Origin of the sequence: Microbacterium imperiale (genome assembly GCF_017876655.1) — a bacterium.
Taxonomy (GTDB): domain Bacteria; phylum Actinomycetota; class Actinomycetes; order Actinomycetales; family Microbacteriaceae; genus Microbacterium; species Microbacterium imperiale.
In genome coordinates, this window is the sequence record NZ_JAGIOK010000001.1 from 2,895,905 (window position 1) to 2,914,509 (window position 18,605).

Genomic DNA, 18,605 nt, shown 5'->3' on the forward strand with positions numbered 1-18,605 from the left:
GGCGGCGCGATGTGCGCCGATCCCCGACTCTGGAGAGGCTCCGTGACGGGCCGGTGTCCGCGGGGCGACCGCCGGGTGGCTCAGCGGTGGCCGAAATCGTCTCCCGGCTCCGACACCGGCGCCGGGGCCGCCGGAACGCGGTACCAGGCTCGCCCGAGGGGCAGGAACGACCGCCCGAGAGTGCGCCCGAAGAACTTCTCGACGAGCATGTAGGCCGCCAGCGCCGAGGCGAGCAGCAGCGCGGCCGACCCCGCGGCGCCGAACGCCGACGGTCCGCCGAAGGCCGTGACGGTCTGCAGGCCGAGGCCGAGAGACACCGCCAGCAGCGTCACCGGCAGCACGGTGTTGCGGCTCGCTGCCGACACGGCGAACAGCAGGGCGAGGATCGCGAACATCAGGGTGAAGACGCCGCGCGCCGGGCCCTCGACGGCGAAGATCCCCAGTTCGCCGCCCAGCAGGAAGCCGGGCATGCAGATCCAGTACCACCCGAAGGCGCTGTAGACGATGAAGTGGAAGTCATCTCCCGCGAAGTACGACAGCATCCCCGCGGTGACCTGGACCACACCGCCGAAGACGGCGCCGACCCAGAAGACCGGGCTCTCGTTCTGCAGTCCGAGATGCTCGAGCTGCGCCGTCAGCGTCGCGATGACGAAGCCGAGGAGGCCGATGAGGCCGGGATCGGCGAGGCGGGGCGTGCGTGCACTCATGCGCCCCAGTATCCCCGTCGTGACGAGCGAGCGCGGCGAGTCCGGACGGGGCAAACACGGCACGACTGGCATCGGGTAACGTGGGATGGATGCCGGGAGCCTGACGCGCCCCCGGTCGAGAGCTGAATACGGAGGGCACCATGGACATCGATCTCTCACTGCTGCGCACGGTCGAGCGAGAGAAGGAGATCCCCTTCGACGAACTCGTCCGCATCATCGAGCAGGCCGTCTTGACCGCCTACGCGAAGCACACGTCCCCCGAGGGCGAGCTGCCCGAGGGCACCCGTGCCGCGCTCGATCGCAAGACCGGACATGTCGCGATCTACGTGCCTCTCCGCGACGAGGAGGGCGCCGTCATCGGCGAGGAGGAGTCGACCCCCGACGACTTCGGCCGCATCGCCGCCTTCGCTGCCAAGCAGGTCATCAGCCAGCGTCTGCGCGACATCGCCGACGACGCGGTGCTGGGGGAGTTCCGCGGCAAGGAGGGTGACATCGTCGCCGGCGTCATCCAGCAGGGTCCGAATCCGCGGATGGTGCACGTCGACCTCGGCACGATCGAGGCGATCCTCCCGCCCGAGGAGCAGGTCGCCGGCGAGGAGTACCGGCACGGCTCGCGTCTGCGCGTCTACGTGACGTCGGTCGGGAAGGGCACGAAGGGCCCGTCCATCACGGTCTCGCGCACCCACCCCGGCCTCGTGCGCAAGCTGTTCGCCATGGAGGTGCCCGAGATCGCGAACGGTCTCGTCGAGATCACCTCGCTCGCCCGTGAGGCGGGCCACCGCACGAAGATCGCCGTCAAGGCGAACGACCCGTCGATCAACGCCAAGGGCGCCTGCATCGGCGAGCTCGGCCGGCGCGTGCGCGCGGTGACCGAGGAGCTCGGCGGCGAGAAGATCGACATCATCGATTACAACGGCGACCTCGCCACGTTCGTCGCGAACGCGCTCTCGCCCGCGAAGGTGACCTCGAGCTTCGTCCTCGACGCGACCACCAAGGCCGTGCGTGCGCTCGTTCCCGACTACCAGCTGTCGCTCGCGATCGGCAAGGAGGGGCAGAACGCCCGCCTGGCCGCGAAGCTCACCGGCGCGAAGATCGACATCCAGCCCGACTCGATCCTGGAGTCGTGAGGCTCGCGGCTGCACCGGCGCCTTCACCCGATCGCAACGTCCGACCCGGTCGAGGGGGTAGAATGGATCCTGTTCGAACGTGCGTGGGATGCCGCGCGCGTGCCTCCCGGTCCTCACTCCTGCGAGTCGTGGCCCGCGATGGCGTCCTGATCGCAGATCCGGGCGCCTCGCTTCCCGGGCGGGGCGCGTGGGTGCATGACACGACGGAGTGCGTGGATGCCGCCCTGCGGCGTCGTGCCTTCGGACGAGCTCTGCGGATGTCCGGCCCACTGGACACGCAGGATTTCCAGATTGATCACCAGCGCAAAGGCTGAACGGCTATGGACACGAAGTGAACGGCTCGAGATGAGACCCGTCCGCGCTTAAACGGTCCGCCCTGTCCGAGGGTGGGCCTTCTGACAGGAGAATTGTGGCAAAACCACGCGTACATGAGATCGCTTCCGAGCTCGGCGTCGACAGCAAAGTCGCCCTCGCGAAGCTGAAGGAGCTCGGCGAGTTCGTCAAGAGCCCGTCGTCCACCATCGAGCCCCCCGTGGCTCGGAAGCTCCGGGCTGCGCTGCAGGCTGAGGGCGGCTCCGCCGCTGCGGCCCCCGCGCCCGCGGCATCCACCGGCGCGCGCCCCGGCGCCGCTCGCCCGGGTGCCGGCCGCCCCGGTCCTGCCGGCGCCAAGCCCGGCCCCGCCGGCGCGAAGCCCGGCCCGGCCAAGCCCGTCGCGCCCGCTGCACCGGCCACCCCCGCCGCTCCGGCGGCCCCCGCGGCATCGACCCCGGCGGCGCCGGCCGCTCAGCCGGCGGCCCCCGCCGCGCCCTCCGCACCGACTCCCGGCGCCGGCAAGCCCGGTCCGGCCAAGCCCGCGGGTCCGACCCCCGGCGGCTCGCAGCCCCCGCGTCCGGGTGGCGCTCGTCCCGGCAACAACCCCTTCGCGCCCTCGCAGGGCATGGGCCAGCGTCCCGCCGGTCCGCGTCCGGGCAACAACCCCTTCGCTTCGGCGCAGGGCATGGGTCAGCGACCCAACCCCGGCAACATCCCGCGTCCCCAGGCTCCGCGCCCGGGTGCACCGCGTCCCGGCGCGCCGCGTCCCGGTGGCGCCGGTCGTCCCGGTGGCGGCGGTCGTCCCGGCGCGCCGTTCCAGCAGCGTCCCGGCGGTCCGGGTCGTCCCGGCGGTGCCGGCGGCGGCTTCCAGCGTCCCGGTGGCGCTCCCGGCGGCGGATTCGCCGGACGTCCCGGTGGCGGCGGTGGCCGTGGTCGTGGTCCCGGCGGTGGCACCGCAGGTGCCTTCGGCAAGGGCGGCGGCAAGTCGAAGCAGCGCAAGTCGCGTCGGGCGAAGCGGCAGGAATTCGAGATGCGGTCGGCGCCGGTCGTCGGCGGCGTCAACGTCCAGAAGGGCAACGGCGAGATCATCCGCCTGCGCCGTGGCGCGTCGATCGCGGACTTCGCCGACAAGCTCGAGGCGCTGCGCGGCTACACCGTGCAGCCGGGGACGCTCGTGACCATCCTGTTCAACCTGGGTGAGATGGCGACGGCGACGGAGTCGCTCGACGAGGCCACGTTCGAGGTGCTCGGCGAGGAGCTGGGCTACAAGATCCAGATGGTCTCGCCCGAGGACGAGGACAAAGAGCTCCTCGAGGGCTTCGGTCTCGACCTCGACGCCGAGCTGGAGGCCGAGAGCGAGGACGACCTCGAGATCCGTCCTCCTGTGGTCACCGTCATGGGCCACGTCGACCACGGTAAGACGCGACTGCTCGACGCGATCCGTCAGACCAACGTGGTCGCGGGCGAGGCCGGCGGCATCACGCAGCACATCGGTGCGTACCAGGTCTGGACCGAGCACGAGGGCATCGAGCGCGCGATCACCTTCATCGACACCCCGGGTCACGAGGCGTTCACCGCCATGCGTGCCCGTGGTGCGCAGGTGACCGACATCGCGATCCTGGTGGTCGCGGCCGACGACGGCATCATGCCGCAGACGGTCGAGGCGCTGAACCACGCACAGGCGGCGAACGTGCCGATCGTGGTCGCGGTGAACAAGGTCGACAAGCCCGACGCCAACCCGGCCAAGGTGCGTCAGCAGCTCACCGAGTACGGCCTCGTCGCCGAGGAGTACGGCGGCGACGTCATGTTCGTCGACGTGTCGGCTCGCCAGGGCACCAACATCCAGGAGCTCCTGGACGCGGTGCTGCTGACGGCGGACGCCGGGCTCGACCTCACGGCGAACCCGAACAAGGCGGCCCGTGGTGTCGCGATCGAGGCGAAGCTCGACAAGGGCCGCGGTTCAGTTGCCACCGTCCTCATCCAGTCCGGAACGCTGCGCGTCGGCGACGCGATCGTCGCGGGAACGGCCTACGGCCGCGTCCGCGCCATGATCGACGAGAACGGCGACCCGGTCGAGGAGGCCTACCCCTCGCGTCCGGTGCAGGTGCAGGGTCTGAACTCGGTGCCCCGAGCCGGCGACGTGTTCATCGTCACGGAAGAGGACCGCACCGCGCGTCAGATCGCCGAGAAGCGCGAGGCCGCCGAGCGCAACGCCCAGCTGGCCAAGGCCCGCAAGCGCATCTCGCTCGAGGACTTCACCCGCGCTCTCGAAGAGGGCAAGGTCGAGTCGCTCAACCTCATCATCAAGGGTGACGTCTCGGGTGCCGTCGAGGCCCTCGAGGAGTCGCTGCTCAAGATCGAGGTCGACGACTCCGTGCAGCTGCGGATCATCCACCGCGGCGTCGGTGCCATCACCGAGTCGGACATCAACCTGGCGACGATCGACAACGCGATCGTCATCGGCTTCAACGTCCGACCCGACACGAAGGCGCGTGAGCGTGCTGCCCGCGAGGGCGTGGACGTCCGGTTCTACTCGGTCATCTACAACGCGATCGACGACGTCGAGCAGTCGCTCACGGGCATGCTCAAGCCGGAGTACGAAGAGGTCCAGTCGGGTGTGGCCGAGATCCGCGAGGTGTTCCGCTCCTCGAAGTTCGGCAACATCGCGGGTGTCATCGTCCGCTCGGGCACGATCACGCGCAACGCCAAGGCGCGCGTCATCCGCGACGGTGTCGTGATCGCCGATGGCCTGGCCATCGAGTCGCTCCGCCGCTTCAAGGACGACGTCACCGAGGTCCGCACGGACTTCGAAGCCGGTATCGGCCTCGGCAAGTACAACGACATCCAGATCGGTGACGAGATCGAGACCACCGAGATGGTGGAGAAGCCGCGCGGCTGACCCATCGTTGGTTGCTACGGCGATGGATGTCGCTTGGATAACAGGACCCCCAAGACCCCGACTATCCGAGCGACATCCATCACCTCCGCAATCGTCGGTCCGCCGACGAGCGGGCCAGAGTAGGGAGAAGAAGGTATGTCCAGCGAACGTCAGTCGCGCCTGGCCGATCGCATCCGCGTCCTCGTCGCGGAGCGTCTCGAGAAGGGGCTGCGCGACCCGCGGCTCGGCTTCGTGACCATCACCGACGTGCGAGTCACGGGTGACCTGCAGCACGCCTCGGTGTTCTACACGGTCTACGGCTCCGACCAGGAGCGCGCCGACTCGGCCGAGGCGCTGCGCGCGGCCACGGGCATGCTGCGCAGCGAGGTCGGGCGCAAGCTCGGCGTCCGCCTCACCCCGACGCTCGAGTTCATCCTCGACGCGATCCCCGAGAACGCGGGCCACATCGAGCACCTGCTGCGCGAGGCGCGGGAACGGGATGCCGCGACCGCCGCGACCGCGACCGGCGCGGACTACGCCGGAGAGGCCGATCCCTACGTCAAGCCGCGCGAGATCGCGGACGTCGAGGACTGAGTCGAAGGGGGATGTCGCTGCGGCGACATCCCCCTTCTGCATCGTCAGCGGGGGAGGCGCAGCCGCCCGTCGACCGCTTCGATGAGGCCGTCCGCGACGAGCGAGTCGATCGCCCGGTCGCGCTGGATGAGATCCGGCCAGTCGGGCACGACCTCGGCGCTCGCGGCGTCGTGCGTCGGCGCGTCGCGGAGGACGCGCAGGACCGCACCGCGCGCCTGCCGGTCGCTGCCCTCGTAACGGGCCTGCTTGACCCGGGTGTCGCCGGTGTCGGGATAGCCCGCCGCGCGCCAGGCGCAGCGGTCGCTGAGCGGACACGCCTCGCACCGCGGAGCGCGGGCGGTGCAGACGAGCGCGCCGAGCTCCATCGCGGCGGCATTGACGACCGCCGCGTCCGGGATGCTCGCGGGCAGGATCGCGGTCATCTCGGCGAGGTCGCGTCTGGCGGCCGGTCCGGGCTGCGAGCGCCCGCCGACTGCGCGCGCGAGCACCCGCCGCGTGTTGGTGTCGACGACGGGATGCCGGTCGCCGTAGGCGAAGACGGCGACGGCGCGAGCCGTGTAATCGCCGATGCCGGTGAGGGCGAGCAGGTCGTCGACGTCACGCGGAACGACGCCGTCGTGGCGATCGCGGATCTCGACGGCTGCCCGGTGCAGCCACAGGGCCCGCCGCGGGTAGCCGAGGTTGGCCCAGTGCCGCACGGCGTCGGCCGGCGGGGCCGCCGCGAGGTCGGCCGGCGTGGGCCAGCGCTCGAGCCAGGCTTCGAGCAACGGGATGACGCGGTTCACCGGCGTCTGCTGCAGCATGAACTCGCTGACCAGGGTGCCCCACGCCCCGAACCCGGCGCGGCGCCAGGGGAGGTCGCGCGCATTCTCGCGGTACCACTCGATGAGCGGTGCGGCGAGGTCCGGCATCCCTCCAGCCTAGGCGGCGAAACGAACTGCGGCCTCAGCGCGGGACCAGCGCCGGCCGACCGGCGCCGTAGGCTGGAAGGCATGCCCGAACCCGCGCCCCGTGGCATCCTGCTCGTCGACAAATCGGGCGGGATGACCAGTCACGACGTCGTCGCCCGCGCTCGTCGGGCGCTCGGTACCCGCAAGATCGGCCACGCCGGAACGCTCGACCCGATGGCGACCGGCCTGCTCGTGCTCGGCGTCGGTGCTGCGACGCGCCTGCTGACCTACATCGTCGGCCTCGACAAGACCTACGAGGCGACGATCCGGCTCGGCGTCACGACCGACTCCGACGACGCGGACGGCGCCGAGACCGCCCGAGCCCATCCGGATGCCGTGGCCGCCGTCACCCGCGATCGCATCGACGCCGGTGTGCGCGAGCTCACCGGCGAGATCGACCAGGTGCCCAGCCGCGTCTCGGCGATCAAGGTCGGGGGCAAGCGCGCGTACGACCTCGCCCGCGCTGGGCAGGAGGTCGAGCTGAAGGCACGGCGCGTGACGGTGGCGCGGTTCGACGTCGTCGCCGTGCGCCCGGCCGAACTCGACCAGGGCGGCGCCGCGGTGGACGTCGACGTCGTGGTCGATTGCACGAGCGGCACCTACATCCGAGCGCTCGCCCGCGACCTGGGCGCCGACCTGGGCGTCGGCGGGCACCTGACGGCGCTGCGGCGCACGCGCATCGGTCCCTTCGCGGTCGCCGACGCGGTCGTCGAGATCGAGCCTGGGGCGTCGCTGCTGAGCGACGCGGCGGTCGCCACGGCGGTGCTCGGCTCGTTCGACGTGACCGCCGACGAGGCGCGCGACCTGCGACACGGCAAGCGTCTGGCGGGAGCCGCTCATCGGCTGAGCGCTGAGACCCCGGCCGCGGTCGATCCCGAGGGGCGTCTGGTCGGAATCGTCGGTCGCCGCGGCGACGACGTCAAGAGCCTCATCAACATGGCGGAGGACGCGTGATCTCGGTCTTCACGATCGTGCAGGTGGCGGTCGCCGTCGCCGCGGGTCTGCTGTGCGTCGTCCTCGGGCTGGCCAACCGGCGCCCGAGTGACCTGTCCGTCGGCTCGCTCGCGCTCGTCGAGGTCCTGCTGATCGCGCAGGTCGTCGTCGCGATCGTGGCGCCTCTCGTCGGCAACACCCCCAGCGGAAGCCTCCTGGAGTTCTGGGTCTACCTCGTCTCGGCGGTGCTTCTGCCGCCCGCCGCGGTGTTCTGGGCGCTCGTGGAACGCAGCCGGTGGAGCACCGTCATCCTGGGCGTCGCGGCCCTGTCGGTGGCGATCATGGTGTGGCGGATGCAGGTCATCTGGACGGTTCAGGTCGGCTGAAGCCGCCCCCGCGGCGCCTATCATTGACAGGTCATGGATCACACCCGCCCCCGTATGACCGGCATCGGCCGCGTCCTGGTGGTCGTGTACGCCGTGATGGCGCTCGCGGCCACGGGACGCTCGTTCGTGCAGATCGTCGAAGACTTCGCCAACGCGCCGCTCGCGTACTCGCTCTCGGCCGCGGCCGCCCTCGTGTACGTCCTCGCGACGGTCGCCCTCGTGAAGTCGGGCTCGCGCGCATGGTACCTCGTCGCCTGGGTGGCGATCTGCTTCGAGCTCGCCGGAGTCCTCGTCGTCGGCACCCTCAGCCTCGTGCTGCCCGACCTGTTCTCGCACGATGCGACGGTGTGGTCGGGCTACGGCTTCGGATACTTCTGGGTGCCCTTGGCGCTGCCCTTCGTCGGCATCTGGTGGCTCGTCACGCATCGCGACGGCGCCCCCGCGGCCGACGAGGCCCCGGCCGTGCTGGAGGGATCGTCATGGTGACCGTGTTCCGCGATCCGGCCGAGGTTCCGCCCGGCTTCGGCCCCAGCGTCGTCGCGATCGGCAAGTTCGACGGCGTGCACTCGGGCCACCGCGCCGTGATCGACCGCGCGCGGGTGGATGCCGCCGCGCTCGGCGCCCGGGTGGTCGCGGTGACCTTCGACCGCAACCCGCTGAGCCTGCTGCGACCCGAGCTGTGCCCGCAGCCGCTCGTCGGCCTGGAGCAGAAGATCGGGCTCCTCGCCGCGGCCGGCGTCGACGCGGTGCTCGTCCTGCGGTTCGACGACGAGCTCGCCGCCCTGCCCGCGCGCACCTTCGTCGAGAGCATCCTCGTCGGCGCGCTCGGCGCGGTCGCGGTGCTGGTCGGCGACGACTTCCGATTCGGGCGCGGCGGCGAGGGCGACCCGGGGGTGCTCACGCGACTGGGCGAGGAGCTGGGCTTCGACGTCGCGGTGATCGGCGACGTGCGCGCCCGCGACGCGGGGCGTCGGGTCTCGTCGACCTGGGTGCGCGACCTGCTCGCCGAGGGCGACGTCGAAGGCGCCGCCCGCCTGCTCGGGCGCCCGCACGCGGTCGAGGGGGTCGTCGTGCACGGGCTCAAGCGCGGACGCGAGCTCGGCTACCCGACCGCGAACCTCTCCGCCGACGCCGCCGGATTCATCCCCGCAGACGGGGTCTACGCCGGCTGGCTCGTCGACCAGGGCGCCGGGGATGCCGCGGATGCCGCCACCGGCAGCGTCATCCGGTATCCCGCCGCGATCTCGGTGGGCACCAACCCGACGTTCGACGACGTGCCGCAGCGTCAGATCGAGGCCTATGTGCTCGACGAGACGGGCCTCGACCTGTACGGGCACCGCGTCGAGGTGCGCTTCACCGCACGCATCCGCGGCATGGTGGCGTTCACCGGCATCCCCGCGCTCATCGCGCAGATGGACGACGACATCGTCCGGGTGCGCGAAGCGCTGGCCTGACCGCCCGCAGCCGCGTCAGCCCAGCGGCTCCGGTCGGCGTCGGCCTGCGTCAGTACGACGACTCGTCGACGGCTCCGGTGGCCTCGCCACCGGCTTCGAGGCGCCGGGCCTCGCCGAGGATCGTGGCGCTGCCGCTCGTGCCCAGGCGCGTCGCGCCGGCCTCGAGCATGGCCACGGCGTCGGCGAAGCTGCGGACGCCACCCGAGGCCTTCACCTGCACCGAGGGGCCGACGTTCTCGCGCATGAGGCGCACGTGGGGCACCGTGGCGCCGCCGCCCGCGAAACCGGTGGAGGTCTTGACGAAGTCGGCGCCGCCGGCTTCGGTCAGCCGGCTGCCCCGCGCGATCTGCTCGTCGTCGAGCAGGCTGGTCTCGAGGATCACCTTGACGATGGAGCCCTCCGCGGCCTCGACGACCGCACGGATGTCGTCGACCACGAGGTCGTCGAACCCCGAGCGCAGCGCCGCGATGTTGACCACCATGTCGAACTCGCTCGCGCCGTCGGCGCGCGCCTGACGCACCTCGGCGACCTTCGCGGCCGTCGAGGTGGTGCCGTGGGGGAAGCCGATGACGGTGCCGACGGCCACCCCGGTGCCGTCCAGGCGCTCGACCGCGTGCGCGATGTCGGACGGGCGCACGCACACCGAGAACACACGCCACTGCGCGGCGATGTCGAGCTCGGCGTCGACCTGCGTGCGGGTGAGCTCGGGCTTGAGGATCGCGTGGTCGAGGGTCGCGGCGAGGTCGCGCTCGGAGATCGTGGGCATGGTCTCAGCGTACGCGGTCACCGCGGCTAGGACCGGCTCTCGCCCCCGGACGGCGCACCTGATGCGGTTCCCGCGATCGCACCCCGATCGTTAGGCTGGTGCGCATGAGCGCTCCGCACCGCACCGCCCTCCGCTTCGTTCCCATCGTCGCGGCGGTCGCGCTGCTCGCGAGCGGCTGCGCCACCCCCGTCGGGGGAGCGGCGACCCCGGCTCCGACCGAGACGAGCGCCTCGCCCGAGGCGACGCCCACCGCGACTCCGACGCCGCTCGAGACCCGGGCACCCGCGGCGGAGATCGCGCTTCCGGCCTCGTGCGACGAACTGTTCACCGGCGACCTCCGCGCGATGCTCGAGGCCGACATCGCGCCGCTCAACGATCCCGGCGTGACGATGTACTCGACCGAGAACGCCGAGGCGCTGACGCTTCTGGATTCCGGAGTGCCGAACCTGCGCTGCACGTGGGGACGTCCCTCCGATCGCGGCATCGCGACGACCGTGGCGCTCGTCTCGGACGAGCAGGCGCAGCAGATCGCGGACGCGCTGACGACCGCGGGCTTCGGCTCGGAGCCCGGGGACGACGGAGAGTACTTCCGCACGTCGCAGAAGATGCTGTCGATGGACGACGAGGTCGTCGAGCTCGGCGAGACCCACTTCCTGCGCGGCAACGCATGGATCGCCACGCGCTGGATCAACTACGGCCCCGAGTCGTACACCCCCGGGATCGTCGCCGCGCTCTGGCAGTGAGCTGACGCGACCGACCGCAGTGGTGGCGATGTCGCCGCGACCCGCGGGCGCGCGCCCTCCCGGGCCCGGACGATGATGGCGTAGACTGCCGTTCGGGGACATCGTCGTATTCGACGCCGCAGCTCGCTGAAGCGAGTGCCCGTGGCCGACCGGCGAGACCTCTCTTCGCTCGCCTGACGTTCCGATGTCAGCTCGGGCGGCACCTCGTACGTTTCCGTCACGACGGAACTCCGGCACTCAGGCTCAGGAGGAGCATGCCGACCATGGCCACCGCCGCAGCGACCGCCAACCGCCGCAGGAAGTCCTCGTCCGCGCGACGCGACGACGACGCCCCGCTCATCCCGATCCTCGCCCGAAAGGTGCGCGAGGTCGAAGCGAAGGCGCAGCGCGGCAAGCTCGGCCCCACCAACCGCGTCAAGTTCCAGGTCATCGCGTTCCTGGTGCGCGAGGAGCGCGCCCGCGTGAAGGCCGACGAGAACGTCTCGACGGCGGCGCGGGCCGAGCTGCTCAAGCGCCTCGACGGCGTCGCGACGATCCTGGCCAAGACGGCCGCCCGCGACACCTCCCTCATCCAGCTGCTCGAGGTCGACCAGGCGACGTCGCCGGTGGCCAAGCGCATGCGGCGCGACTGGCTGCTCGAGTCCGGCGCGGAGCTGCCCGAGGACGAGCTCATCATCACGGATGCCGCGCCGGTGCAGTCGCCGGTCGTGCCGGCGGCGGTTGCCGACCGTCAGGTCACCCCGCCGCAGGTGCTGGCGCGCCGCGAGGCCAACCCGTTCCTCGCGCCCGACCTCGAGCTGCGTGCGCCCCACCCCACGCCGCGCCGCCGGCTCGACGGCTGGGAGCTCATGGGCCCGCTGTACAAGGCGTTCGAGACGGGCGCCGGCGGGGCGGCCGCCTCGATGGAGCTGCCGCCCGTGCCCGAGTTCGATCGGCTCTCGCCCAAGGGCCTCGAGGTCATGCCGCATCAGTCGCGGTTCCTCGAGGCGGTGCGCGAGGGGCACCGCTCATTCCTGCTGGCCGACGAGCCGGGACTCGGAAAGACCGCGCAGTCGGTGCTGGCGGCATCCGTCGCCAATGCCTACCCGCTGCTGGCCGTCGTGCCGAACGTCGTGAAGATGAACTGGGCGCGCGAGGTCGAGCGGTGGACGCCGCAGCGGCGCGCGACGGTCATCTCGGGCGACGGCGACCAGATCGACGCCTTCGCCGACGTGTTCATCGTCAACTACGAGGTGCTCGACCGGCACCTGTCGTGGCTCGGATCGCTGGGGCTGCGCGGCATGGTGGTCGACGAGGCGCATTTCATCAAGAACCTCTCGTCGCAGCGGTCGCAGAACGTGCTCGCACTGGCCGGCCGCATCCGGGAGCAGGTGCGCGATCCGCTCATGCTGGCGCTGACCGGTACACCGCTGATCAACGACGTCGAGGACTTCGACGCGATCTGGCGGTTCCTCGGGTGGACCAACGGCGAGAAGCCGGGTCCGGCGCTCATGGAGCGCTTGGACGAGACGGGGCTCACGCCGGCCGACAAGGCGTTCTACCCCGCCGCCCGCGACGCCGTCATCTCGATGGGCATCGTGCGCCGGAAGAAGAAGGACGTCGCAGCCGACCTGCCCGACAAGCTCGTGGCCGACCTGCCGGTGCAGCTCGACGACGAGTACGGCCGGTCGATCCGCCAGGCCGAGCAGGAGCTCGGTGAGCGCATGGCCGCCCGGTACCGCCGCATCATCGAGGCGCGGGGCGATCGCGTGCTCATCGGCGAAGCCGACGACGACATCGTCCGTCTCGTCTCGTCGCAGGAGCTCGAGGAGTCGAAGGCCGCCGGCACCGGCGCTGAGAACGTCTTCACGATGGTCCGCCGTATCGGCCAGGCCAAGGCCGTGCTGGCCGCGGACTACGCCGCCCAGCTGCAGCGCTCGGTCGGCAAGGTCGTGTTCTTCGCCAAGCACATCGACGTCATGGACGCCGCCGAGGCCCACTTCGCCTCGGCCGGGCTGCGCACCGTCTCGCTGCGCGGCGACCAGAGCTCCACGGCGCGCCAGGAGGCGATCGACGCGTTCAACAACGACCCGGATGTCGCCATCGCGGTGTGCTCGCTGACGGCCGCCGGCGTCGGCGTGAACATGCAGGCGGCGTCGAACGTCGTGCTGGCCGAGCTGTCGTGGACCGCCGCCGAGCAGACGCAGGCAATCGACCGCGTGCACCGCATCGGCCAGGAAGAGCCCGTGACGGCGTGGCGCATCATCGCCGCCCACACGATCGACACCAAGATCGCCGAGCTCATCGACTCGAAGCAGGGGCTCGCGGCGCGCGCGCTCGACGGCGAGGCCGTCGACCCCACCTCGAGCGACTCCGTGCAGCTGTCGGCACTCATGCACCTGCTGCGTCAGGCGCTCGGAGCCGCGTAAGCGCCGCGGCGACTTTCTCCGGCGGTCCTCGCCTGGCAGCGCGGGCGCGGCGACGATAGTCTCGAATCGAGGCATCGTCGCCGCACCCCCACCCGAGCTACCACGAAGGATCTCCCCATGAAGATCGGCATCCTCACGAGCGGCGGCGACTGCCCCGGACTCAACGCTGTCATCCGAGGCGTCGTGCTCAAGGGCACCACCTCGTACAACATCGAGTTCGTCGGCATCCGCGACGGCTGGCGCGGCGTGGTCGACGGCGACTTCTTCCCGCTGACCCGCCACGAGGTGAAGGGTCTGTCGAAGGTGGGCGGCACGATCCTCGGCACGAGCCGCACGAACCCCTACGAGGGCCCTCGCGGCGGCGCGGAGAACATCGCGGCGACGCTCGACAAGCACCGCATCGACGGCATCATCGCCATCGGCGGCGAGGGCACCCTCGCCGCGGCGAACCGTCTCGCCAACGACGGCATCAACGTCCTGGGCGTCCCCAAGACCATCGACAACGACCTCAAGGCGACCGACTACTCGTTCGGCTTCGACACGGCCGTCAACATCGCGACCGACGCGATGGACCGCCTGCGCACCACGGGCGACTCGCACCAGCGCTGCATGGTGGCCGAGGTCATGGGCCGCCACGTGGGATGGATCGCGCTGCACGCGGGCATCGCCGCCGGCGCCCACGTCATCTGCATCCCCGAGGTGCCGATGTCGATCGAGGAGATCACGGCGCAGGTGACGAAGGCGTTCGACCGCGGCCGTGCGCCGCTGGTCGTCGTCTCGGAGGGCTTCAAGCTCAAGGGTCAGGACGAGGCCTACAGCGACAAGGGCCTCGACGCGTTCAACCGCCCGCGCCTCGGCGGCATCAGCGAGGTCCTCGCGCCCGAGATCGAGCGCCTCACCGGCATCGAGACGCGTGCGACGGTGCTCGGTCACATCCAGCGCGGCGGCTCGCCCTCGGGCTTCGACCGCGTGCTCGCGACGCGTCTCGGGCTCGCCGCTGCCGACGCCCTCGTCGACGGCGCGTGGGGTCAGATGGTCTCGCTCAAGGGCACCGACATCGTCCGGGTCTCGTTCGACGAGGCGCTGGGCGAGCTCAACACCGTGCCGCTGTACCGCTACGAAGAGGCGGCCGCCCTCTTCGGCTGAGTCGGAGCACCGGCATCCCGCATCGACCGCGTCCGCGCGCGTCCTCTTCGGAGGACCGCCGGGCGCGGTCGACGCCGTTGCGGCGACGTCGACGGCGACGGCGTCAGCGCACGCGGGCGCGCGAGCGGATGACCGAACCGAGCGAGGCGCGCAGCGGCTGTCCGAGGTAGATGCCGAGCGACGCGCCCACCGCCAGCGCGATGCCGATGGTGGCGGCATCCGCGAGCGTGCTGAACCCGGTCAGCAGGGTGGCGGGGCTGTCGCCGGACTCGACCACGCCGAGCAGGCCGCGGAACACCGCCGCTCCGGGCACCATGGGCAGGATCGCGGCCGTGGTGATCGCGACGGACGGCACGTGCAGACGGTACGCCGCGACGATCCCCGCGAGGCTCGCCACGAACGCGCCCACGCCGCTCGCCGCCGCCGTCTCGAAGCCCACGGACGCCGCAGCGACGTAGCCGGCCCAGGCGACGACGCTGAGCGCGACGCTGACGACGATGATGCGCAGCCCCGCGCCGTTGAAGATCGCGACGGCGAGGGCGATGAGGCCGGCTCCGAAGAACTGCAACGGGATGCCGCCGAGGGGGAGCGCCGCGGTGGGGGCCTCGAGGCCCACCCCGATGACGCGCGCCGTCTCGATGCCCGCGAGGATGCCGAGGACGACCCCGAGGGTCTGCGTGACGAGCTCGAGGATGCGTCCCATCGCAGTCAGTGCGAAGCCGTCGATGGCATCCTGCGCGGCGCCGACGACCGTCAGACCCGCGAGCATGAGGACGATCCCCGACGCGACGATGACGGAGGGCCGCATGCTCATCGCTGCCTCCCACCCGGTGGCCCGCAGCAACGGCGAGGCGGCGGCGACGATCGTGAGCACGAAGGCGCCGGCGATCTGGCTGAAGAAGAACGGCACGCGCGCGCGTCCGAGCAGGAACTGGGTGAAAGCGGCGGCGCCCGCCGCGAGGAACGACAGCAGGATGACGAGCCAGTTGCCGCCGAACATCAGCGCGACACCGACCGCGAGCAGGGCCTGCGATGCGACCACGACGGGCTGGTGATAGCGGAAGGGCGTGCGCCGGATGCCGCGGAAGCGCAGCGCGGCGGCATCCAGGGGAAGTCCCGAGCGGATCTCGGCCACGAGGGCCTGCAGCCGCTGCAGGCGGGCATGGTCGGGTGCGGCGCTGCGCACGACGCGCATGAGGGTGATGGGGCGATCCTCGCCGCTGCGGTGGTGGGCCACCGTGATGGAGTTGTACGTGACGTCGACGTGCACGGGATCGAGTCCGTAGACCCCCGCGACCCGGACGATCGTGAGCGTGACCTCGCTGGCGGGTGACCCGGCGACGAGCATCGTCTCGCCGATGCGGATCGCCAGATCGAGTACCCGCACCGCGAAGGCGTCGTCGATCACGGGCAGCAGCTCGGTCGCGGGGCCGGCCATCGCGTCGGAGGTGCGGACAAGTGCGTTCAGCGACGCGAAGAGCCGGGGACGTCCCATGGTGTCCAGCCTAATTCGGCCGGTGCGGCGCCGAGCGCGGCGCTTCCCGTCGCCTGACCAGCGTCACATGGCGAGCGCCGCATGGGACGCTCCGTAAGATGAAGCGGTAGGGCGCGGCATCCGGCGCCCCGAGGCAATCGCGCCGGTTCCGGCATCCGGGAGTACCCACATGGCATTGATCGTGCAGAAGTACGGCGGGTCGTCCGTCGCCGACGCGGAGAGCATCAAGCGGGTCGCCAAGCGCATCGTCGACACCCGTCGCGCCGGCCACGACGTCGTCGTCGCCGTGAGCGCCATGGGTGACACGACCGACGAGCTGCTCGACCTCGCCAACGAGGTCGCCCCCATCCCGGCTCCGCGAGAGCTGGACATGCTGCTGAGCTCGGGCGAGCGCATCTCGATGGCGCTGCTGGCGATGGCGATCCACTCGATGGGCTTCGAGGCGCGGTCGTTCACCGGCAGCCAGGCCGGCATGATCACCGACGCCACCCACGGCGCCGCCCGCATCGTCGACGTCACGCCGGTGCGCCTGCGCGAGGCCCTCGACGAGGGTGCGATCGTCATCGTGGCGGGCTTCCAGGGCTTCAACCGCGACACCCGTGACATCACGACCCTCGGTCGCGGCGGCTCCGACACCACCGCCGTCGCGCTCGCGGCGGCCCTCTCGGCCGACGTCTGCGAGATCTACAGCGACGTCGACGGCATCTACACCGCCGACCCCCGCGTCGTGCCCAAGGCACGCAAGCTCGGCGTCGTCTCGGCCGAGGAGATGCTCGAGCTCGCCGCCAACGGCGCGAAGGTGCTCTACATCCGTGCGGTGGAGTACGCCCGCCGTCACGGCGTCATGATCAACGCCCGGTCGACGTTCAGCTCCGGCACCGGCACGTTCGTGCTGGGACCGGGCATGACGCTGCCCGCAGGTCGAAAGGAAGAAGAGATGGAAGAGCCGATCGTCGCGGGCGTCGCCACCGACCTCAGCCAGGCCAAGATCACCGTCATCGGGGTGCCCGACGTGCCCGGCAAGGCGGCCGAGATCTTCAAGATCGTCGCCAAGTCCGGCGCCAACGTCGACATGATCGTGCAGAACGTCTCGGCGGCCACGACCGGTCGCACCGACATCTCCTTCACCCTGCCGAAGACCGACGCCACGCTCGCCCTGCGCGCGCTGGCGGGCGAGCAGGCCGAGGTCGGGTTCGAGAGCCTCGTGCACGACGACCAGATCGGAAAGCTCTCCGTCGTCGGCGCGGGCATGCGCACCCACTCCGGCGTCTCGGCGACGCTCTTCGAGGCTCTGTCGACCGCCGGCGTCAACATCGAGATGATCTCGACGTCCGAGATCCGCATCTCGGTGGTCGTCCGCGGCGATGAGCTCGCCGAGGCGGCTCGCGTCGTGCACACCGCCTACGGGCTCGACGGCGACACCGAAGCCGTCGTGTACGCCGGCACCGGTCGCTGACACTCGCGGGCCCGCAACGGGCCCCCGCCGATCAGCGTCGGGTCAGCGGATGCCGCGGGCGGCGGCGATCGCGTCCCACACCGCCCCCGCGACGGCGGCCTTGGAGCCGGTCGCTTCGGCGACGACCGCGCCTTCCGCGCCGATCACGGCGACGGTGTTGCCGCCCGCGCCGAAACCGGTGTCCCAGCCCACCTCGTTGACGACGAGCAGGTCGACGCCTTTGCGCTCGCGCTTGCGGCGGGCGCGCTCGAGCAGGTCATCGTCGGCGGTCTCGGCCGCGAACCCGACGACGGTCTGACCCGGTCGACGGGCCGCGGCCAGCCCCGCGAGGATGTCGTCGTTCGGTACGAGCGCGATGCTCTCGAGGGGGCCGTCCTCCTTGCGCAGCTTGCGCTCCGAGACGGATGCCGCGCGATAGTCGGCGACGGCGGCGACCATGACGACGACGTCGGCGGACGCGGCGGCCCTACCCATCGCCTCGCCGAGCTGCGCCGCGGTCTCGACGTTCTCGATCGTCGCCCGCGGGTGTGCGGCGACCGCGTCCAGCACACCGGCATCGACGGATGCCGCCACGAGCGTGACGGTCGCGCCGCGCCGGGCTGCGTCGAGGGCGAGCTCGGCGCCCTGTCGTCCGCTCGAACGGTTACCGAGGAAACGCACCGGGTCGAGCGGTTCGCGGGTGCCGCCCGTCGAGACGGCGACGCGGAGTCCGCTCAGCGGCCCGCCCGAGACCGCCGCGAGAGCGGCCGCGACGATGTCGTCGGGCTCCGACATGCGCCCGGGCCCGCTGTCGCCGCCCGTCAGCGGGCCGTCGGCCGGGCCGACGACCAGAACCCCGCGCTCGCGGAGGGTCGCGACGTTGTCGGTGGTGGCGGGGTGCCGCCACATCTCGGTGTGCATCGCCGGAGCGACGACGACCGGCGCTGTCGTCGCCAGCAGGGTCGTGCCGAGCAGGTCCGAGGCGAGGCCCGCGGCCATCGCGGCGAGGGTGTTCGCGGTGGCCGGGGCGACGATGACGAGGTCCGCGCTCTGCCCGAGGGTCACGTGCCGCACCCGCGCGACGTCGTCGTGCACCGAGGTCGTGACGGGGTTGCGGCTGATCGCCTCCCACGTCGTCAGGCCGATGAACCGCAGCGAGTCGTCCGTCGGAATGACGTGAACGTCGTGCCCCTGCTGCACGAGCAGCCGCACCAGATGGACGCTCTTGTAGGCGGCGATGCCTCCCGTGACCCCGACTAGGATGAACATGT

At 71.4% G+C, this 18,605-nt stretch carries 17 protein-coding genes; 12 read left to right on the forward strand and 5 right to left on the reverse strand.

Annotation, left to right across the window (positions count from 1 at the left end; translation table 11 throughout):
* Positions 1 to 80 precede the first annotated feature (80 nt).
* On the reverse strand, positions 81 to 707 hold the full coding sequence (locus tag JOF37_RS13955) for an acetate uptake transporter family protein (RefSeq protein ID WP_210007368.1): 627 nt from the start codon (positions 705 to 707) through the stop codon (positions 81 to 83).
* A gap of 140 nt (positions 708 to 847) precedes the next feature.
* Between JOF37_RS13955 and nusA the strand changes: the two genes are divergently transcribed.
* The 4 genes from nusA (at position 848) to rbfA (ending at position 5,618) form a co-directional block, all read left to right on the forward strand.
* Entirely contained in the window at positions 848 to 1,834 is a 987-nt protein-coding gene (gene nusA / locus JOF37_RS13960) for a transcription termination factor NusA (protein ID WP_210007369.1), read from the forward strand.
* Between the two features lie 62 nt (positions 1,835 to 1,896).
* Positions 1,897 to 2,148 (forward strand): YlxR family protein, encoded by a 252-nt coding sequence (locus JOF37_RS13965; RefSeq protein ID WP_210007370.1) that lies wholly within the window; start codon positions 1,897 to 1,899, stop codon positions 2,146 to 2,148.
* 95 nt (positions 2,149 to 2,243) lie between these two features.
* Complete coding sequence (gene infB, locus JOF37_RS13970; protein WP_210007371.1) at positions 2,244 to 5,045, forward strand: translation initiation factor IF-2; 2,802 nt, start codon at positions 2,244 to 2,246, stop codon at positions 5,043 to 5,045.
* 135 nt (positions 5,046 to 5,180) lie between these two features.
* A complete protein-coding gene (gene rbfA, locus JOF37_RS13975) occupies positions 5,181 to 5,618 on the forward strand; it encodes a 30S ribosome-binding factor RbfA (protein WP_210007372.1) in 438 nt (145 codons plus the stop codon).
* Positions 5,619 to 5,662: 44 nt separating this feature from the next.
* Here the strand turns inward: rbfA and JOF37_RS13980 are convergent, their stop codons facing one another.
* Positions 5,663 to 6,529 (reverse strand): iron-sulfur binding domain-containing protein, encoded by an 867-nt coding sequence (locus tag JOF37_RS13980; RefSeq protein WP_210007373.1) that lies wholly within the window; start codon positions 6,527 to 6,529, stop codon positions 5,663 to 5,665.
* Positions 6,530 to 6,610: 81 nt separating this feature from the next.
* Between JOF37_RS13980 and truB the strand changes: the two genes are divergently transcribed.
* From truB to JOF37_RS14000, 4 genes are read left to right on the forward strand one after another with little or no spacing between them, the layout of a single operon-like run.
* Complete coding sequence (gene truB, locus JOF37_RS13985) at positions 6,611 to 7,522, forward strand: tRNA pseudouridine(55) synthase TruB (protein ID WP_210007374.1); 912 nt, start codon at positions 6,611 to 6,613, stop codon at positions 7,520 to 7,522.
* Complete coding sequence (locus JOF37_RS13990; RefSeq protein ID WP_210007375.1) at positions 7,519 to 7,887, forward strand: hypothetical protein; 369 nt, start codon at positions 7,519 to 7,521, stop codon at positions 7,885 to 7,887. Before truB ends, JOF37_RS13990 begins: the two co-directional genes overlap by 4 nt.
* Positions 7,888 to 7,920: 33 nt before the next feature.
* Positions 7,921 to 8,373: a hypothetical protein gene (locus JOF37_RS13995; protein WP_245338175.1), complete on the forward strand. Its 453-nt coding sequence runs from the start codon at positions 7,921 to 7,923 to the stop codon at positions 8,371 to 8,373.
* The gene (locus tag JOF37_RS14000) at positions 8,370 to 9,341 is read left to right on the forward strand and encodes a bifunctional riboflavin kinase/FAD synthetase (protein WP_210007832.1); all 972 of its coding nucleotides are present in this window, start codon (positions 8,370 to 8,372) and stop codon (positions 9,339 to 9,341) included. The genes JOF37_RS13995 and JOF37_RS14000 overlap by 4 nt, the downstream gene beginning before the upstream one ends.
* Before the next feature lie 49 nt (positions 9,342 to 9,390).
* Here JOF37_RS14000 and deoC read toward each other — a convergent pair whose 3' ends face one another.
* Positions 9,391 to 10,107 carry a deoxyribose-phosphate aldolase gene (gene deoC / locus JOF37_RS14005; RefSeq protein ID WP_210007376.1) on the reverse strand — a complete coding sequence of 239 codons (717 nt, stop codon included), beginning with the start codon at positions 10,105 to 10,107 and terminating at the stop codon, positions 9,391 to 9,393.
* Positions 10,108 to 10,211: 104 nt separating this feature from the next.
* On the opposite strand from deoC, the gene JOF37_RS14010 reads away from it, so the two are divergent.
* From JOF37_RS14010 to JOF37_RS14020, 3 genes are all read left to right on the forward strand, one after another.
* On the forward strand, positions 10,212 to 10,850 hold the full coding sequence (locus JOF37_RS14010; protein WP_210007377.1) for a hypothetical protein: 639 nt from the start codon (positions 10,212 to 10,214) through the stop codon (positions 10,848 to 10,850).
* Positions 10,851 to 11,104: 254 nt separating this feature from the next.
* On the forward strand, positions 11,105 to 13,258 hold the full coding sequence (locus tag JOF37_RS14015; protein ID WP_210007378.1) for a DEAD/DEAH box helicase: 2,154 nt from the start codon (positions 11,105 to 11,107) through the stop codon (positions 13,256 to 13,258).
* 117 nt (positions 13,259 to 13,375) lie between these two features.
* A complete protein-coding gene (locus JOF37_RS14020) occupies positions 13,376 to 14,404 on the forward strand; it encodes a 6-phosphofructokinase (RefSeq protein ID WP_210007379.1) in 1,029 nt (342 codons plus the stop codon).
* A gap of 103 nt (positions 14,405 to 14,507) precedes the next feature.
* On the opposite strand, the gene JOF37_RS14025 is transcribed toward JOF37_RS14020, so the two are convergent.
* Positions 14,508 to 15,899 carry a threonine/serine exporter family protein gene (locus JOF37_RS14025; RefSeq protein ID WP_210007380.1) on the reverse strand — a complete coding sequence of 464 codons (1,392 nt, stop codon included), beginning with the start codon at positions 15,897 to 15,899 and terminating at the stop codon, positions 14,508 to 14,510.
* A gap of 169 nt (positions 15,900 to 16,068) precedes the next feature.
* Between JOF37_RS14025 and JOF37_RS14030 the strand changes: the two genes are divergently transcribed.
* Positions 16,069 to 17,355, forward strand: a complete 1,287-nt coding sequence (locus JOF37_RS14030) for an aspartate kinase (RefSeq protein ID WP_210007381.1) — start codon at positions 16,069 to 16,071, stop codon at positions 17,353 to 17,355.
* A 42-nt stretch (positions 17,356 to 17,397) separates the two neighbouring features.
* Here the strand turns inward: JOF37_RS14030 and coaBC are convergent, their stop codons facing one another.
* Positions 17,398 to 18,603, reverse strand: a complete 1,206-nt coding sequence (gene coaBC / locus JOF37_RS14035; RefSeq protein WP_210007382.1) for a bifunctional phosphopantothenoylcysteine decarboxylase/phosphopantothenate--cysteine ligase CoaBC — start codon at positions 18,601 to 18,603, stop codon at positions 17,398 to 17,400.
* Positions 18,604 to 18,605: the final 2 nt, after the last annotated feature.

What these genes read in the sequence shown, in the direction of transcription:
- JOF37_RS13995 (WP_245338175.1), top strand. Translation starts at nt 7,921, where the DNA reads ATGGATCACACCCGCCCCCGTATGACCGGCATCGGCCGCGTCCTGGTG.
- truB (WP_210007374.1), top strand. Translation starts at nt 6,611, where the DNA reads ATGCCCGAACCCGCGCCCCGTGGCATCCTGCTCGTCGACAAATCGGGC.
- nusA (WP_210007369.1), top strand. Translation starts at nt 848, where the DNA reads ATGGACATCGATCTCTCACTGCTGCGCACGGTCGAGCGAGAGAAGGAG.
- JOF37_RS14020 (WP_210007379.1), top strand. Translation starts at nt 13,376, where the DNA reads ATGAAGATCGGCATCCTCACGAGCGGCGGCGACTGCCCCGGACTCAAC.
- rbfA (WP_210007372.1), top strand. Translation starts at nt 5,181, where the DNA reads ATGTCCAGCGAACGTCAGTCGCGCCTGGCCGATCGCATCCGCGTCCTC.
- JOF37_RS13980 (WP_210007373.1), bottom strand. Translation starts at nt 6,529, where the DNA reads ATGCCGGACCTCGCCGCACCGCTCATCGAGTGGTACCGCGAGAATGCG.
- JOF37_RS14010 (WP_210007377.1), top strand. Translation starts at nt 10,212, where the DNA reads ATGAGCGCTCCGCACCGCACCGCCCTCCGCTTCGTTCCCATCGTCGCG.
- JOF37_RS14030 (WP_210007381.1), top strand. Translation starts at nt 16,069, where the DNA reads ATGGCATTGATCGTGCAGAAGTACGGCGGGTCGTCCGTCGCCGACGCG.
- JOF37_RS13955 (WP_210007368.1), bottom strand. Translation starts at nt 707, where the DNA reads ATGAGTGCACGCACGCCCCGCCTCGCCGATCCCGGCCTCATCGGCCTC.
- coaBC (WP_210007382.1), bottom strand. Translation starts at nt 18,603, where the DNA reads ATGTTCATCCTAGTCGGGGTCACGGGAGGCATCGCCGCCTACAAGAGC.
- JOF37_RS13965 (WP_210007370.1), top strand. Translation starts at nt 1,897, where the DNA reads ATGGATCCTGTTCGAACGTGCGTGGGATGCCGCGCGCGTGCCTCCCGG.
- JOF37_RS14025 (WP_210007380.1), bottom strand. Translation starts at nt 15,899, where the DNA reads ATGGGACGTCCCCGGCTCTTCGCGTCGCTGAACGCACTTGTCCGCACC.
- JOF37_RS14015 (WP_210007378.1), top strand. Translation starts at nt 11,105, where the DNA reads ATGCCGACCATGGCCACCGCCGCAGCGACCGCCAACCGCCGCAGGAAG.
- deoC (WP_210007376.1), bottom strand. Translation starts at nt 10,107, where the DNA reads ATGCCCACGATCTCCGAGCGCGACCTCGCCGCGACCCTCGACCACGCG.